This is a genomic window from Mycobacterium sp. NS-7484, assembly GCF_001953975.1.
Lineage (GTDB): Bacteria > Actinomycetota > Actinomycetes > Mycobacteriales > Mycobacteriaceae > Mycobacterium.
Window position 1 is genome coordinate 1 of sequence record NZ_MBEJ01000110.1, and the last position, 16405, is coordinate 16405.

The 16405-nt window shown below is 66.4% G+C and carries 17 protein-coding genes; 6 read left to right on the forward strand and 11 right to left on the reverse strand.

Annotated elements, in window-relative coordinates; all coding sequences use genetic code 11:
* The coding region (locus tag A5733_RS20455) for a tRNA (adenine-N1)-methyltransferase (RefSeq protein ID WP_369830959.1) at nt 1-402 on the reverse strand (402 nt) is incomplete at its 3' end.
* Nucleotides 403-488: 86 nt separating this feature from the next.
* Here A5733_RS20455 and A5733_RS20460 point away from each other — a divergent pair.
* The 3 genes from A5733_RS20460 to A5733_RS20470 all read left to right on the forward strand — a co-directional run bounded on the left by A5733_RS20460 (nt 489) and on the right by A5733_RS20470 (nt 2608).
* Nucleotides 489-1316: a RecB family exonuclease gene (locus A5733_RS20460; RefSeq protein WP_076241471.1), complete on the forward strand. Its 828-nt coding sequence runs from the start codon at nt 489-491 to the stop codon at nt 1314-1316.
* Nucleotides 1313-2113 carry a thioesterase family protein gene (locus tag A5733_RS20465; protein ID WP_076241472.1) on the forward strand — a complete coding sequence of 267 codons (801 nt, stop codon included), beginning with the start codon at nt 1313-1315 and terminating at the stop codon, nt 2111-2113. The genes A5733_RS20460 and A5733_RS20465 overlap by 4 nt, the downstream gene beginning before the upstream one ends.
* Before the next feature lie 135 nt (nt 2114-2248).
* Nucleotides 2249-2608, forward strand: coding sequence for a nuclear transport factor 2 family protein (locus tag A5733_RS20470; RefSeq protein ID WP_076241473.1), 360 nt, complete (start codon nt 2249-2251; stop codon nt 2606-2608).
* Between the two features lie 25 nt (nt 2609-2633).
* Here the strand turns inward: A5733_RS20470 and A5733_RS27590 are convergent, their stop codons facing one another.
* The 5 genes from A5733_RS27590 to A5733_RS20495 form a co-directional block, all read right to left on the reverse strand.
* The gene (locus A5733_RS27590; protein WP_158070628.1) at nt 2634-2984 is read right to left on the reverse strand and encodes a hypothetical protein; all 351 of its coding nucleotides are present in this window, start codon (nt 2982-2984) and stop codon (nt 2634-2636) included.
* Nucleotides 2985-3131: 147 nt separating this feature from the next.
* The gene (locus A5733_RS20480; protein WP_076241475.1) at nt 3132-4508 is read right to left on the reverse strand and encodes an FAD-containing oxidoreductase; all 1377 of its coding nucleotides are present in this window, start codon (nt 4506-4508) and stop codon (nt 3132-3134) included.
* Between the two features lie 3 nt (nt 4509-4511).
* Entirely contained in the window at nt 4512-4994 is a 483-nt protein-coding gene (locus A5733_RS20485) for a DUF4126 family protein (RefSeq protein ID WP_067770597.1), read from the reverse strand.
* Nucleotides 4995-5063: 69 nt separating this feature from the next.
* The gene (gene hisG / locus A5733_RS20490; protein ID WP_076241513.1) at nt 5064-5918 is read right to left on the reverse strand and encodes an ATP phosphoribosyltransferase; all 855 of its coding nucleotides are present in this window, start codon (nt 5916-5918) and stop codon (nt 5064-5066) included.
* 14 nt (nt 5919-5932) lie between these two features.
* Nucleotides 5933-6214: a phosphoribosyl-ATP diphosphatase gene (locus A5733_RS20495; protein ID WP_067770595.1), complete on the reverse strand. Its 282-nt coding sequence runs from the start codon at nt 6212-6214 to the stop codon at nt 5933-5935.
* 37 nt (nt 6215-6251) lie between these two features.
* Here A5733_RS20495 and A5733_RS20500 point away from each other — a divergent pair, with 37 nt between their 5' ends.
* The gene (locus tag A5733_RS20500; protein WP_076241476.1) at nt 6252-6731 is read left to right on the forward strand and encodes a hypothetical protein; all 480 of its coding nucleotides are present in this window, start codon (nt 6252-6254) and stop codon (nt 6729-6731) included.
* A gap of 11 nt (nt 6732-6742) precedes the next feature.
* On the opposite strand, the gene A5733_RS20505 is transcribed toward A5733_RS20500, so the two are convergent.
* From A5733_RS20505 to metH, 3 genes are all read right to left on the reverse strand, one after another.
* Entirely contained in the window at nt 6743-8218 is a 1476-nt protein-coding gene (locus A5733_RS20505) for a sugar porter family MFS transporter (protein WP_067770591.1), read from the reverse strand.
* A 99-nt stretch (nt 8219-8317) separates the two neighbouring features.
* Nucleotides 8318-9001 (reverse strand): HAD family phosphatase, encoded by a 684-nt coding sequence (locus A5733_RS20510; RefSeq protein WP_076241477.1) that lies wholly within the window; start codon nt 8999-9001, stop codon nt 8318-8320.
* A gap of 76 nt (nt 9002-9077) precedes the next feature.
* Nucleotides 9078-12782: a methionine synthase gene (metH, locus tag A5733_RS20515; protein ID WP_233152748.1), complete on the reverse strand. Its 3705-nt coding sequence runs from the start codon at nt 12780-12782 to the stop codon at nt 9078-9080.
* Between the two features lie 346 nt (nt 12783-13128).
* On the opposite strand from metH, the gene A5733_RS27595 reads away from it, so the two are divergent.
* Both A5733_RS27595 and A5733_RS20525 read left to right on the forward strand, forming a co-directional pair.
* Entirely contained in the window at nt 13129-13281 is a 153-nt protein-coding gene (locus A5733_RS27595) for a hypothetical protein (protein WP_157561275.1), read from the forward strand.
* Nucleotides 13278-14156, forward strand: coding sequence for a PAC2 family protein (locus A5733_RS20525; RefSeq protein WP_067770584.1), 879 nt, complete (start codon nt 13278-13280; stop codon nt 14154-14156). The genes A5733_RS27595 and A5733_RS20525 overlap by 4 nt, the downstream gene beginning before the upstream one ends.
* A gap of 22 nt (nt 14157-14178) precedes the next feature.
* Here A5733_RS20525 and A5733_RS20530 read toward each other — a convergent pair whose 3' ends face one another.
* A complete protein-coding gene (locus A5733_RS20530) occupies nt 14179-15063 on the reverse strand; it encodes an SDR family oxidoreductase (protein WP_067770582.1) in 885 nt (294 codons plus the stop codon).
* 25 nt (nt 15064-15088) lie between these two features.
* Nucleotides 15089-16327 carry a cysteine--1-D-myo-inosityl 2-amino-2-deoxy-alpha-D-glucopyranoside ligase gene (mshC, locus tag A5733_RS20535; protein WP_067770580.1) on the reverse strand — a complete coding sequence of 413 codons (1239 nt, stop codon included), beginning with the start codon at nt 16325-16327 and terminating at the stop codon, nt 15089-15091.
* Nucleotides 16328-16405: the final 78 nt, after the last annotated feature.

Consider the following 16405-nt stretch of genomic DNA (forward strand, 5'->3'; position numbering starts at 1 on the left):
AGAGAAAGACGTCACCCGTCCCTCGGGTCCCACCGCCCGCAGCAGCGAGCATGTCAGCGCACCCGAGCCAGCACCGGCCTCCAACACCCGTGCGCCCGGGAAGATGTCCCCCTCGTGCACGATCTGCGCGGCGTCCTTCGGATAGATCACCTGCGCCCCGCGCGGCATGGACATCACGTAGTCGACCAGCAGCGGGCGCAGCACCAGGAACTGATCGCCGTTGGTGGATTTGACCACGCTGCCCTCGGGCAACCCGATCACGTTGTCGAACGCGATGATGCCGCGATGAGTGTGGAACTCTCCGCCGGGGTTGAGCACCATCGTGTAGCGCCGGCCCTTGGCGTCGGTGAGTTGTACCCGGTCGCCAACGGCAAACGGTCCGGTCGGTCTCTTCGCTGCCACGGACGTCCAGCCTGCCAGTAGCCGCGCACGGTCGGGTGGTCGGGGTTCGCCCAACTTTGTCAGAGCCCGGCCCTAGGCTTGCGGATGTGAGTGAGGAACCGGCTTCGACGCCCCGCCGCCCGGCGTTGTCACCGTCGCGGGCCGGCGATTTCAAGCAGTGTCCGTTGCTGTACCGGTTCCGTGCCATCGACCGACTTCCGGAGCCGCGGTCCACCGCACAGCTGCGTGGCTCCGTGGTCCATGCCGCATTGGAGCAGCTCTACGGACTTCCGGCGGCCGAGCGAGTGCACGACACCGCGCTGGCCCTGATCGAGCCGGCCTGGGAGCAGGTCCTCGCCGCCGAACCCGAGTTGGCCGACACCGAGTATCCGACCACGTTGCTGGCCGAGGCGAGGGCGCTGCTGTCCGGGTATTACCGGCTGGAGGATCCGACCCGGTTCGATCCACAGTGCTGCGAGCACCGCCTCGAAGTCGAGTTGGCTGACGGCACCCTGTTACGCGGATTCGTCGACCGGATCGATGTCGCTCCGTCGGGCGAGTTGCGGGTGGTCGACTACAAGACCGGCAAAGCGCCGCCGGCGGCACGGGCGCAGGCTGAGTTCAAAGCGATGTTCCAGATGAAGTTCTATGCCGTGGCGTTGCTGCGGTCGCGCGGCGTGATGCCGGCGCGGCTGCGGTTGTTGTACCTCGCCGACGGTCAAGTGCTCGACTACTCCCCCAGCCACGACGAGCTGTTGCGGTTTGAGCGCACGCTGATGGCGATCTGGCAGGCCATCCAGGTGGCCGGGGCCACCGGAGACTTCCGGCCCAACCCGTCGCGGCTGTGCTCGTGGTGCGCACACCAGAACCTGTGCCCGGCGTTCGGCGGCACGCCGCCACCGTATCCGGGCTGGCCAGAATCAGGAGCTGCATGATCGGGTGTCACTATCATCGGCTCGGTGCCGATGGTGAGTATCAGCTGTTCGAGTCCACCGCCGACACCCGGAGCAACTGGGATCCGGCGATTCAGCACGGTTCACCGCCGCTGGCGCTGCTGACCAAGGCGATCGAAGAGTTGACCGCTGGCTCGGGTCTGCGGGTCGGGCGTTTGACGCTCGACATCCTGGGCGCGATTCCCGTTGCCCCCGTGCGGGTTCGGGCATGGGTCGATCGGCCCGGCAGCCGGATCTCGATGGCCGTCTCGGAGATGGAGGCGGCCCGCGCGGACGGCTCGTGGCGTGCAGTCGCTCGGGTGACGGCCTGGCTATTGGCGCCCAGTGACACCAGTGATGTGGCCACCGACCGCTTTCCACCGTTGCTGGAGGGTGAGGCCGCCGAGGTGGCGCACAGGTGGGAGGGCGCTGCAGGTTACCTCGACACCGTGACGTGGCGACGCCAGCGCACCACCGAAGGTGAGGCCGCTGTGGCGTGGATGAGTCCGCTGACGTCCGTGGTCGACGACGAAGAGACGACGGCCCTGCAACGCCTGGCGCTCGTGGTGGATTCGGCGAATGGCATTGGTGCGGCGTTGGATCCGCAGAAGTTCATCTTCATGAACACCGACACCTCCGTGCATCTGCACCGGCTCCCAGTCGGCTCCGATTTCGCCGTTCGGGCCCGTGGTTCGATCGGTCCGGACGGCATCGGCGTGACCACAGCGGAAATCTTTGACCGCCAAGGGTTTATCGGCACCTCTGCGCAAACCTTGTTGGTGATGCGCGCGCCGGGTTAGATGCTTTGGTCCAATCAGCGTCTCAGGCTGACGCGATCCCGCTCATACTGGCACAAGGGACGATAGGTCACGCCGAGGCTGGGGGCTCCGATGACATCTCAAACTGAACGTTCTCGGACGGTCGTACAGGACTTCGTGAGTGCGATCGGGGAAGCCAGGTTCGATGATGCTCGACGGCTGCTGCACGACGACTTCGTGATCCATGCGGCCGGGGACGTTCCGTACCGCGGCGACTACCTCGGCCCCGACGGCTTTTTCGATCTCATCGCGCAGATGTTCACGGTGCTAGAGCTCACACCGAGCCCGGACATGCGGTACATCGCCGACGACGACACGGTGGTGCTCTACTACCGCCTGAATTTCACGGCACGCGCCTCTGGAGCGACTGCCGAAATGGCCGTGACCGAGGTGGTGACGGTTCGAGAAGGCCTGATCACCGAACTCGACGTGTTCTACAAGAATCCGTCGGCCGTCACCGCACTGCTGGCCGAATAACTTTCAGCGCCGAACAGATCGCAGCTCAGATACTCCCGGGCATTCCCGGAATGCTCCCAGGCATGCCGGGAGGCGGACCACTGCCGTAAGGCATTCCGTCGGGCATCATGCTGCCCGGCAGATCGCTGCCGACCGGCGGCGGCATGGCCGGCGCCGGCGGCGCGTACGGACCTCCCGCGCACACCGGATCGATCGGCGACGAAATGCATGCGGAATCAGACGGACCGGTGGGCGCCCCGAATCCGCTGTCCGTGCACTCGGCCAGGTACGGCTCCGCGACACAATTGGGATCACCTGAGTTGGGGTTCGCCTTCGCCGGGGCGGCCACACCCATGGCTGCCATCCCGATCAGCACGGCGGCAACTGCAATTCTCATCTTTGCTCCTCACGCCAAGGCCGATGGTTACACGCCTGGCTACCGCGTGAGGACGAAATCGAATTTCCCACCCGCCTTTGGTAATTGACGCTGACGTCGCTGAAATCCGCCGCTGACGATCACCACGCGTTCAACGCAGAGGGTCGCTCACTCCAGTGGCTTCAGCTCCTGCAGCATTGTCGGCACCAGCTCACTGACCGTCGGGTGGATGTGCATGGTTCGCGATATCGCGGTGTAGGGCAGTTTGGCGGTCATGACGTCGAGGATCGAATGCACCACCTCGTCCCCGCCCACACCGAGGATCGCCGCACCGAGGATCTCCTCGGTCTCGGCATCGACCACCACTTTCATGAAGCCCTGCGTCTCACCCTTCTCCACGGCCCGCCCGACCCGGGTCATCGGGCGCTTGCCCACCAACGCCTTCCGGCCTGATGCCCGCACCTGGTCGACGGTCATGCCGGCCCGGCCCAGCGGCGGGTCGATGTAGAGCGCATAGGTGGTAACGCGGTCGCTCACCCGCCGTGGGTCGTCGTCGAGAAGGTTGGCCGCGACGATCTCGAAGTCGTTGTAGGACGTGTGCGTGAACGCCCCTTTGCCGTTGCAATCCCCCATCGCCCAGATGTGCTCGGCGGTGGTGCGGAGTTGATCATCGACGACGATGTAGCCGCGCCGGTCGACGTCCACGCCGGCGTTCTCCAGCCCGAGGTCGTCGGTGTTGGGTGCGCGTCCCACCGCGAGCAGCAGATGGGTTCCCCAGATCGGATCCGCACCATCGCGAGGCGTCACTTCGAAGCCGTTGTCCCGCTTGGCGAACCGGATACCGGTGGCGTCGAGCACCACCGAGATGTCCTCGGCCCGCAAGATTTCGGCGATGGCGGCCGAGACGTCCTCGTCTTCGCGCGAGGTCAGCCGCGGGCCCTTCTCGATTACGGTGACGCGCGAACCGAACCGGCGGTACATCTGCGCGAACTCCAGTGCGATGTAGCTGCCGCCCACGATTACCAGATGTTCCGGAAGCACATCGAGGTCCAGGACACCGACGTTGGTCAAATAGTCGATGCCGTCCAGGCCGGGAAAGTCGGGAACCACTGCGCGCCCACCGACATTGAGGAAGATGCGCTCGGCCCGCAGTAATTGACCATCGACATCGATGGTGTGCGGGTCGACGAACCGAGCATGTCCGCGGATGAGGGTGGCGCCGTCCATGCCGTCGAGCCAATCCTCGACGCCGCGGCGGTCGGCCAGCATGATCGCATCTTTGCGGGCTTTCACCTTGGCCATGTCGACGACGACTTCGCCTGTGCGCACACCGAAGTCAGCCCCGCGGCGCGCCATGTGGGCAGCATGCGCGCTGGCAACGAGAGTCTTGGTGGGAATGCAGCCGTAGTTGACGCAGGTTCCGCCCACCAGCTTGCGTTCGATCACCGCGACGGTCTGCCCCGCCGAGGTCAACCGACCGGCCAGCGGTGGGCCGGCTTGGCCCGCACCGATGACGATGGCGTCGAAATTGCGTGCGGGCGCCATGGTTCAGACGACCGCGGTCAGCGCGGCGACGCCGAGACCGCCAAGCACCGCAACGGCGTCCTCCACCAAGGCGATCGGCAGGTCACGACCGCCGGTGGCGGCGACCAGACGCTTACGCGCCTCATAGCCACCGAGGGTGCCCAGCACCGCGCCGATCAGACCCGCACCCAGGCCGCCGAACGTGTATCCCCATGCGGTGCCGATCACCGCCCCGGCGAAACCACCGGTGATCAGCCGGGCGATGAACTGCACCGCCGTCTTACGGCTCGGCGTACTCGGCAGTTGATCGGTAACCAATTCGCCCACAGCAAGAATCGTCAACACGGTGACCGTGACCGGATGCGCCAGCCATTCCACCCAGGTGCCGTCGAGGTTGATCCAGCTCAATGTGGCGGCCCAGGCCACGACGGCCGGTGCAGTGAAAGCCCGGAGACCGGCCACCACGCCGATCAGCAGCGCCAACAACAGAACCAGAAAATGCGTCACGGCAACCTCCGAGGGCCTGGACTTGTCCCCCCCGGACGCTAACACGCAGAACGACGCGGCACGCGCCGATCAGAAACGGCAGAACCGAATATCTGACGCCAGTATCGCTTTGGCGCCGATCGCCGATATCTCATCCATGATGGCGTTGACGTCGCGGCGCGGCACCAGCGCGCGCACGGCCACCCAGTCCGGATCGGCCAGCGGTGCGATGGTCGGTGATTCCAGCCCCGGCGTCGCCTGGGTGGCCTTCTCCAGAACCGCACGCGGGCAGTCGTAATCCAGCATCAGGTACTGCTGGCCGAAGACCACACCCTGCACCCGCGCGGTGAGTTGATCGCGCGCGGCGGCGTTGCCGTCGCCCTGAGCGCCGTCGCGTTCGATCAGCACTGCCTCCGACTCACACAGCGGCGCACCGAACGCCACCAGATCATGCAGCCCGAGCGTGCGACCCGAGCCGACCACGTCGGCAATCACGTCGGCGACACCGAGCTGGATCGAGATCTCCACCGCGCCGTCGAGCCGGATGACCGAGGCCTCGATGCCCTGCGCCGCGAGATCCTTGCGAACCAGGTTCGGAAACGAGGTCGCGATGCGCTTGCCCGCCAGATCCTGCGCGGTCCACTCCCGACCAGCCGGGCCGGCGTAGCGGAACGTGGAGTTGCCGAATCCCAGCGCCAGGCGTTCACGAACCGGGGCATCCGAATCGGCGGCCAGATCACGTCCGGTGATGCCCAGGTCGAGTTCGCCTGAGCCGACGTAGATCGCGATGTCCTTGGGCCGGAGGAAGAAGAACTCGACGTTGTTGATCGGGTCGACGACGGTCAGGTCCTTGGGATCACGCCGGCGCCGGTACCCCGCCTCGGAGAGGATCTCGGCGGCCGATTCGCTCAGTGACCCCTTGTTGGGGACGGCAACGCGCAACATCTGATCGGCCACGTTCACAGCTTCCGGTAGACGTCGTCGAGGGTCAGACCGCGGGAGAGCAGCAGCACCTGCGTCCAGTACAGCAACTGGCTGACCTCCTCGGCGAGCGATTCGTCGCTCTCGTGCTCGGCGGCCAGCCATACCTCGCCGGCCTCCTCCAGGATCTTCTTGCCGAGCCCATGGATGCCGGCGTCAAGTGCGGCGACCGTGCCGCTACCGGCGGGTCTGGTGCGCGCTTTGTCGCTGAGTTCGGCGAACAGGGCATCGAAGGTCTTCACAGCAGTGAATTGTTTCATGCTCGGTGGGGGTCGGTTTGTGCGGTGCAATAGAAGCGTGAGCGAATCAGCCGACTGCCCGTTGCCGACGTACACCGCCCGGGTCGCCGAGATCCGGGCGATCCTGGCCAAGCATCTTCCCGTCGAGCACCTGATTCAGAACAACCGCACCGCCAATCCGATCCGGCCCCTCGATTGCCTGGCGGCGGCCTGGGGTCCGGATGTCGCCGCGGCCGCGACGCTGACGGTGGCCATCCATCCGATCGACGACGCGACGGTGGCGCGTGAGGAGTTACGTCAGGCGGCGGACTTCACGCCGGGGACCTATGGGGTGCCTCGCGACGAGCCCGACGAGTTCGCCCTGGTGCAGACGACGCTGGCCAGCGTCCGGGTCCTCGTCGGTGATTGCGAGGTCTATCTGGCCCACCGGGACATCTCCCCGGAGAAGCTGGTCGAGGCGGCCGTCGAGATAGCTCGCACCCTCGACGCCGGACCGTACACCGACGACTACGAACCTCTGCCGATGCCAGAAGCGTGAACGCTCGGCCTTTACGTCTTCAACACCTCGGCGTGCATGTCTTCGAGGTTCTTGCCCTTGGTCTCCTCGACCCAGCGCCACACGAAGAGGAACGACAGCACCGCGCAGATCGCATAGAACCCATATGCCGCCCCGAGCATGTTGCGCAATTCCGGGAACGACACGGTGATCAGCCAGTTCGCCGCCCACTGCCCCGCGGCCGCCAGACCGAGCGCGGCCGCGCGGATCCGGTTGGGGAACATCTCTCCGAGCAGCACCCACACCACCGGCCCCCATGACATACCGAAGGCCACCACGAACAGGTTGGCCGCGACCAGCGCTATCGGACCGGTGATACCACCGAGGAAGGGCTGCTGCTCCATCAGGCCCGTCGAGGTGTTGAGTACCTCATGCGTCTTTGCCGTACCGAAGATCACGGCCATCGTGCCCAGTGTCACCGCCATTCCCAACGACCCGATCAGCAGCAACGGTTTACGGCCCACCCGGTCGATCAACGCGATCGCGATCAGCGTGGTCAAGATGTTGGTCACCGAGGTGATGACGGTGATGACGAACGACGAATTCTCGTCGAATCCGACGGCCTGCCACAGCACGTTCGAGTAATAGAAGATCACGTTGATGCCGACGAACTGCTGGAAAACCGACAGGCCAAGACCCACCCACACGATGCCGTAGACCCCACCGGTCGGTTTGCGTAGATCACGCCAGGCTGCGGGCTTCTCCTGCTTGAGGGTGTCCTGGATGCGGTTCAGGGTGATCTCGAGGTTCTTCTCGCCCAGCAGCCGTGAGAGCACCTTGCGTGCTTCGGGAATGCGGTGTGTGGCAACCAGATACCGGGGCGACTCGGGGATCGTGAACGTCAGCAGACCGTAGACGGTCGCCGGAATCGCCATCATCAAGAACATCCACCGCCACGCCTCCATGTTCAGCCACAGTTCCTTGGTGGCGTCCCCGGCGAGGCGGGCCAGCAGCGCATCGATGCTCAGCGACAGGAAAATGCCGCAGACGATGGCCAACTGCTGCAGGGACCCCAACCGTCCGCGGATTCCCGGCGGTGAGGTTTCGGCGATGTAGGCGGGCGCGATCACCGAGGCGATGCCGACACCGATGCCGCCGACGATGCGGAACAGGACCACCACCCAGACGCTGGGGGCCAGCCCGGTGCCGATCGCGCTGATGAAGAAGAACACCGCGGCGATCTTCATGACGGCGAGTCGACCGATGCGGTCGGCGATCCGGCCCGCCGTCAGCGCGCCGACGGCCGCCCCGAGCAGTGCCGAGGCCACCGCGAATCCCAGGATCTTGTTGTCGATGTCGAAGTTCTTCTGGACGGCGTCGACCGCGCCGTTGATCACCGCGCTGTCGTAGCCGAACAACAACCCACCGAGGGCGGCGACCGAGGCGATCCGCACGGCGCTGCGCCCCGACGAGAAATACTCGTCGTCGTGGACCGACGAAGTACCGCCGCTTACCGGACCATGTGACATGACCTGTCCTCTCCGCGCCGTCGGGTGACCAGTCATCATCACCTTGGCACAGTGAGCCCAAAGGTCGGGCCATATCCGGGTAGCTGACTTCGGCGCGTCTCAGACGCCGCGGGCACCCGAGCCGACGGCCAGTTCGGCGTGGATGGAACGCAGATCCCAGACATCGAGCGCGCCCAGCGTTTCCGCGTGCCGACGGCCCGGGCCCTGCGGCACCTCGATGTCGTTGGGCACCACCAGCACGGAACAGCCGGCGGACTCCGCAGAGGTCGTACCGGTCACCGAGTCCTCGACTGCCAGGCAGTCGGCCGGCACCACGCCGAGCAGCTCGGTGGCCCGCAGATACGGATCCGGTGCCGGCTTGCCGTTCGGTACCTCGTCGCCGCAGACGATCACCGAGAAGTAATGGCGGCCAATGCTATTCAAGGCTCGCTCGGCGAGATCTCGGCGCGTGTTGGTGACGAGCGCCATCGGGACGCCCGCCGCGGACAATCCCTCGAGCATCTCCTGGGCACCCGGCCGCCAGGGCAGGCCCTGGTCGAACAGCTCACCGGTGTAATCGTGCAACCAATCCGCCGACTCGGCCATCGCGGCCGGATCCGGCTCGAGACCGAGGTCGTCGTAGACGATGCGCATCACAGATTCCGACGAGCCGCCGACCGTGGACTCGCGCACCTCGGGTGTGAGCACCGCGCCCATGCGGGCATACAGCGCGTGCATCGCAATGTCCCAGAGCTTTTCGGAGTCGACAAGGGTGCCGTCCATGTCCCACAGCACCGCCCGCATGATCCGATTGTCCCATCGCACAACCGAGCTCGCGAAATCATGTGACTCAACGCACTGCGGGGCGCCGGGTTTCGGCTCAGTCCTCCGGGTTGTAGGCGAGGTTGGAGGACAACCAGCGCTCGGCTTCGGCCAGGGTCCAGCCCTTGCGCTTCGCGTAATCGGCGACCTGGTCCTGGGCCACCCGGCCGACCACGAAGTACTGCGACTGCGGGTGCGAGAAGTACCAGCCGCTGACCGCCGCGCCGGGCCACATCGCCATCGACTCGGTCAGCTCGATGCCGGTGCGCTCATGGACGTCCATCAACTTCCAGAGCGTCGCCTTCTCGGTGTGTTCCGGGCAGGCCGGGTAGCCGGGGGCGGGACGGATGCCGACGTACTTCTCGGCGATCAGCGCGTCGTTGTCCAGCTGTTCGTCGGGCTGGTATCCCCAGAACTCCTCGCGGACCCGCTGATGCATGCGTTCGGCGAAGGCCTCGGCCAACCGGTCGGCCAGTGACTCCAGCAGGATGGCGCTGTAGTCGTCGAGGGCGGCCTTGAACTCCATGATCTTGTCCTGGCTGCCGAGCCCGGCGGTGACGGCGAAGGCGCCGATATAGTCCGGCACCCCAGTCTCCTTGGGAGCGATGAAGTCTCCCAACGATCGGTTCGGGATGCCTTCGCGGTGCTCGCCCTGCTGGCGCAGGTTGTGCAGCGTGGTCAACACCTCGGTGCGGCTCTCGTCGGTGTAGACCTCGACGTCGTCGCCGACGGCGTTCGCCGGGAAGAAGCCGATCACCCCGTTGGCCGTCAGCCACTTCTCCTTGATCAGCGTGTCGAGCATCTCCTGGGCGTCGTCGTAGAGCTTGCGGGCGGTCTCACCGGTGGCCGGGTTGTTGAGGATGTCGGGGAAACGGCCCTTCATCTCCCAGGCGTTGAAGAACGGCTGCCAGTCGATGTACTCGCGCAACTCGGCCAGGTCGTACTCGTGGAAATCTCGCACGCCGAGACCGTGGGCGGGCACCGGCGGCGTGTAGTCGTCCCAGTCGATCGGCGTGCGGTTGGCGCGCGCCTTCTCCAGCGTCAGCATCGGCCGCTCGTTCTTCTGGGCGTGCCGCTCGCGCAAGGCCGCGTAGTCCTTCTCGGTGGCCTCCAGCAGCGCCGGGCGCTGCTTGTCGTCGAGCAGCGCGGCAGCGACCGGCACGGAACGGGAGGCGTCCTTGACCCAGACCACCGGACCGCTGCGCCGCGGCGAGATCTTCACCGCGGTGTGCGCGCGCGAGGTGGTCGCGCCGCCGATCAGCAACGGGATCTCCAGGCCCTCGCGTTCCATCTCGACGGCGAAGTTGGACATCTCGTCCAGGGACGGGGTGATCAGGCCGGACAGCCCGATGATGTCGGCGTCGTGCTCCCTGGCCGCATCCAGGATTTTCTGCGCCGGCACCATCACGCCGAGGTCGATCACCTCGAAGTTGTTGCACTGCAAGACAACTCCGACGATGTTCTTGCCGATGTCGTGGACGTCGCCTTTGACCGTCGCCATCACGATCGTGCCGTTGGTGTCCTTGGAGTCGCCGGGCTGCTTCTCGGCCTCGATGTACGGCAGCAGGTAGGCGACGGCCTTCTTCATCACCCGGGCCGACTTCACCACCTGTGGTAGGAACATCTTGCCCGAGCCGAAGAGGTCCCCGACGACGTTCATCCCGTCCATCAACGGACCCTCGATCACCTCGATCGGGCGGCCGCCCGACGCGGCGATCTCGGCCCGCAGTTCCTCGGTGTCCTCCTCGACGTGGGCATCAATGCCCTTGACCAGGGCGTGGGTGATCCGCTCCCGGACCGGCAGGGAGCGCCACTCGGCAGCCTGCGGGTCCTCGTCCTTCCCGGACTTGTTGAAGCGTTCGGCGATCTCGAGCAACCGCTCCGCGGCGTCGGCGCGACGGTTGAGCACCACGTCCTCGATGCGGTCCCGCAGCTCGGGATCGATCGAGTCGTAGGGCACCAGGGCACCCGCGTTCACGATGCCCATGTCCAGACCCGCTTTGATGGCGTGGTAGAGGAACACCGCGTGGATCGCCTCGCGGACCGGGTTGTTGCCCCGGAACGAGAACGACACGTTCGAGATACCGCCGGAGAGGTGCACTCCGGGCAGGTTCTCCTTGATCCAGGCGCAGGCCTCGATGAAGTCGATCCCGTAGGTGGCGTGCTCCTCGATACCGGTGGCCAGCGCGAAGCAGTTCGGGTCGAAGATGATGTCCTCGGCCGGGAAGTCGACCTTCTCGGTCAGGATTCGGTAGGCACGGCCGCAGATCTCCTTGCGGCGCTCCAGGTTGTCGGCCTGCCCCTGCTCGTCGAAGGCCATCACGACGACGGCGGCGCCGAACTTGCGGCACAACTGCGCCTCGCGGATGAACTTCTCCTCGCCCTCCTTCATGGAGATCGAGTTGACGATCGGCTTGCCCTGGACGTTCTTCAAGCCCGTCTCGATGACCTCCCACTTGGAGGAGTCGATCATCACCGGGACGCGGCTGATGTCCGGCTCGGAGGCGATCAGCTTGGTGAACCGGTCCATCGCGGCGACGCCGTCGATCATGCCCTCGTCCATGTTGATGTCGATGACCTGTGCACCGACCTCGACCTGCTGCAGGGCCACCGACAGCGCGGTGTCGTAGTCCTCGGCCTTGATCAGGTTGCGGAAGCGGGCCGAGCCGGTGATGTTGGTGCGCTCACCGATGTTGACGAACAGGGAGTCCTCGGTGATGTTGAGCGGCTCCAGGCCGGCCAACCGGGTGGCGACCGGGATCTCGGGCACCTGCCGCGGTGGCTTCCCCTCGACGACCTTGGCGATCTCGGCGATGTGCGCGGGCGTCGTGCCGCAGCATCCGCCGGCCAGGTTGAGCAGGCCGTCCTGGGCGAACTCCGCGATGTAGGAGGCCTGACGCTGCGGCGTCTCGTCGTACTCGGCGAAGGCGTTGGGCAGGCCGGCATTCGGGTAGCAGGACACGAACGTGTCGGCGACCCGTGCCATCTCGGCGATGTAGGGCCTCATCTCCGGTGCGCCCAGCGCACAGTTGAGGCCGACCGCGAGCGGCTTGGCGTGCCGGATCGAGTTCCAGAACGCCTCGGTGACCTGGCCGGACAGCGTCCGCCCGGACGCATCGGTGATCGTGCCGGAGATGATCACCGGCCAGCGCCTGCCGCGCTCCTCGAACAGGGTCTCGAGGGCGAACACCGCGGCCTTGGCGTTGAGCGTGTCGAAGATCGTCTCGACGATGATGATGTCGGAACCACCGTCGACCAAGCCCTTGGCTGATTCGAGGTAGGCGGCGACCAGCTGGTCGTAGGAGACGTTGCGGGCTCCGGGATCGTTGACGTCCGGTGAGATCGACGCGGTACGTGTCGTCGGCCCCAGTGCCCCGGCGACGTAGCGGGGCTTGTCAGCGGTGCTGTACTCGTCGCAGGCCGCCCGGGCCAGCGCAGCGCCGGCGTAGTTCAGTTCGTAACTGAACTCCTCCATGCCGTAGTCGCCCAGCGACACCGCGTTGGCGTTGAAGGTGTTGGTCTCCAGGATGTCGGCGCCGGCCTCGAGGTATTCGCGGTGGATCGCCTCGATGATGTGCGGCTGCGTCAGGTTGAGCAGGTCGTTGTTGCCCTGCAGATCGCTGGGCCAGTCCTTGAACCGCTCGCCGCGGTAACCGGCCTCGTCCGGGCGGTCGCGCTGGATCGCCGTACCCATCGCGCCGTCGATCACCATGATCCGCTCGCGCAGGGTAGCCGTCAGGTCCTCGGTGCAGTCGGGGCGGATGTTCGGCTCGAAGGTGTCCGACGCCTTCGAATTCGACCCAGACGAATTGAACTCAGAGGTATTCGACTCAGAAGTGCTCACGTACGTTCCTTCCGTAGCGGAAGGCGTCCTTGTCTCTGCCGAGCGTGGCGGATACCGCAGGGGTCCGGCCCCCCGATAACCGTTGCAACGCCTCTCGACCAGAAAAGTCTACGTCGTCACCCGATCGACGTCTGGACACCCATCCCGTCGCGTCTACCGCGACCGCCCGCGGATCTTGTCGGCAATGTCGTCGTCACCAAGGCTAACCAGGCTGTGGCCGACCATATTTCATCTCCGCGGCGCGTGGCCGGCGGACGGTCTGCACTTGGCTGCCCAGGTCGATGCCATCGACCGATGTGTCAGCGACAGTCACATCAACAGGGTAGACGGTCTATCAAACATGCTGTTCGACCCCGCGACGACCCGCGCGCGCAACGCGCTCATCGGCACCATCGGAAGGCTTACGCTGAAGGTGTGACACCGTCGTATCCGAACGCCGGCCGGCCGATCAACCTGCCCGAACTGAAGGACGCCACCATCGTGGCGGCATTCGAGGGCTGGAACGACGCCGGCGACGCGGCCAGTGACGCGCTGGACCACCTGGATGCGATCTGGGAGGCCCAACCCATCGTCGAGATCGACGACGAGTCGTATTACGACTACCAGGTGAACCGCCCGGTGATCCGTCAGGTCGACGGCGTCACCCGGGAGCTGGTGTGGCCGTCGATGCGGGTCTCGCACTGCCGTCCCCCGGGCAGCAACCGCGATGTGGTGTTGATGCACGGGGTGGAACCCAACATGCGCTGGCGTACGTTCTGCGCGGAGTTGCTGGCCATCGCCGACAAGCTCAATGTGCAGACCGTGGTGATCTTGGGCGCGCTGCTGGCCGACACCCCGCACACCCGGCCGGTTCCGGTGTCGGGCTCGGCGTACTCATCGGATTCGGCGAAGGTGTTCGGGCTGGAAGAAACCCGGTACGAGGGTCCGACCGGGATCGCCGGGGTGTTCCAGGATGCCTGTGTGCAGGCCGGGATTCCGGCGGTGACGTTCTGGGCGGCGGTCCCGCACTACGTGTCCCAACCGCCCAGCCCCAAGGCCACCGTGGCCCTGCTGCGCCGCGTCGAGGACGTGCTCGACGTCGAGGTGCCGCTGGCCGATCTGCCCGCCGCCGCCGAGGAGTGGGAGCAGGCCGTCTCCGAGATGACGGCCGAGGACGAAGAGATCGCCGAGTACGTCGCGTCGCTGGAGCAGCGTGGCGACGCCGAGGTGGACATGAACGAGGCGCTCGGCAAGATCGATGGTGACGCGTTGGCGGCGGAGTTCGAGCGCTACCTGCGGCGGAGAGGCCGCTGAGCGGCCTGTTCAACCGGCGCCGTTAGGACTCGGGTTTCTCCAGCGCTTCGATGCGGGCGCTGGTCGAGCGGCCCAGCGCGGCGGCCTCGGCGTCCAGCTTGGGCAGCAGCGTCGGCGTGAACTTGCGGATGTCGCGTTCGGCCAGCGACGTGGACACCACCGGCCGGATCCAGCGGAACGCCCCCACCCACTCCGGGCTGTAGATGCGCTTCTTGCGTCCCTCGATGCCCTTGACGAAGGCCGCGCCGCAGGCGTCGACGGTGGTGGTCCGGTTCAACGGCGGCGGCAGTTTGGACAGCATCTCGCGGAACGCCGACAGGTCGGACTTCGCGTCCTGTACCAGCGGAGTGTCGATCCAGCTCATGTGCGCCGAGCCGACGTCGACGCCGAGGTGGGCCACCTCCAGTCGCAGGGTGTTGGCGAAGTACTCGGCCCCGGCCTTGGAGGCGTGATAGGCGGCCAGCCCGGGGGCTGAGGTGAATGCCGCCAGCGAGGACACCACGAGTACGTAGCCGCGGCGTTGGATGACCGCCGGGAGCGTGGCCCGGACGGTGTTGAACACCCCGACCACGTTGATGTCGACGACGCGCTTGAACGCCTCGGGATCCACCTGCATGACCGAGCCGAAGCTGGCGATACCGGCGTTGGCCATCACGACGTCGATGCCGCCGAAGCGCTCGACGGCGGCATCGGCGGCCTTCTGCATGGCAGCCAGGTCGCGCACGTCGGCCAGCGCGGTGAGCACATGTTCCTCGCCGAGTTCGGCGGCCAGCGCGCTCAGCGGGGCCTCGTCGAGATCGGTGAGCACGAGCTTGGCGCCCCGACGTCGCAACCGGCGGGCCACCTCGGCGCCGATCCCGCGCGCACCGCCGGTGATGAACACGACTTTCCCGTTCACAGAACCCATGGCGGTAACGTACCGCCGCGCCCAGCTACAGGTCCACACCCAGCAATGCGTCGACCGCAGTCGCGACCAATCCCGGTGCGGCGGGGTCATGCCCGCCGTAGGCCAGCGCATCGGTACACCAACCATCAAGTGCGGCAAGAGCTTTCGGGGTGTCCAGATCGTCGGCGAGATATTGGCGCACCCGGGCCACCACATCGGTGGCATCCGGTCCGGCAGGCAGTGCGGTGGCCCTGCGCCAGTGCGCAAGCCGGTCGGTGGCCTCGGCGAGCACGGCGTCGCTCCAGAACCGGTCGCTGCGGTAGTGCCCGGCGAACAATCCCAGCCGAATGGCCGAGGGCTCCACCCCCTGCGCGCGCAGTCGCGACACCAGCACCAGGTTGCCGCGGCTCTTGCTCATCTTGTGCCCGTCCCAGCCGATCATCCCGGCGTGCACATAGTGGCGGGCGAAACGCCGCTCCCCCGTTGCCGATTCGGCGTGGGCCGCGGAGAACTCGTGGTGCGGGAAGATCAGGTCGCTGCCGCCGCCCTGGATGTCCAGCCCGGTGCCGATGCGGGTCAGCGCGATCGCCGAACACTCGACATGCCAGCCGGGCCGGCCCGGACCGAACGGCGAGGGCCAGCTGGGTTCGCCGGGACGCTCGGCCCGCCACAGCAGCGCGTCGAGTTCGTCGCTCTTGCCGGCCCGCTCCGGGTCACCACCGCGCTCACCGAACAGCCGCAGCATGGTGTCGCGGTCGTAGCCCGACTCGTAGCCGAACTGCACGGTGGCGTCGGCACGGTAGTACACGTCGGGGTACTGGGCGTCGTCGAGGACGTAGGCCGCCCCCGAGGCCAGCATCTTCTCGACCAGCTCGATCACCTCGGCGATGGCGTCGGTGGCAGCCACGTAGTCCTGCGGCGGCAGCACCCGCAGCGCGGTCATGTCCTCGCGGAACAACTGGGTCTCGCGGTCACCGAGGTCGCGCCAGTCGATGCCGTCGCGCTCGGCGCGTTCGAACAGCGGGTCGTCGACGTCGGTGACGTTCTGTACGTAATGCACGCTGTGCCCGGCATCCAGCCACAGCCGGTGCACCAGGTCGAAGGTCAGGTAGGTCGCGGCGTGGCCCAGATGGGTGGCGTCATACGGCGTGATGCCGCACACGTACATCGTGGCCGTCGGGCCCGGGCTGACGGGACGGACCTGCCGATCGGCGCTGTCGTACAGCCGTAGTTGCGGACCACGCCCTTTCAGCACCGGAATTGACGGCGCCGCCCACGATTGCATGGCCTCGACTCTAAGGTGCTCGCTCAGGACGGCCTCCCGCCGGTCGGTCCCCACAGTTCAGGTAGACAGACAACCGCG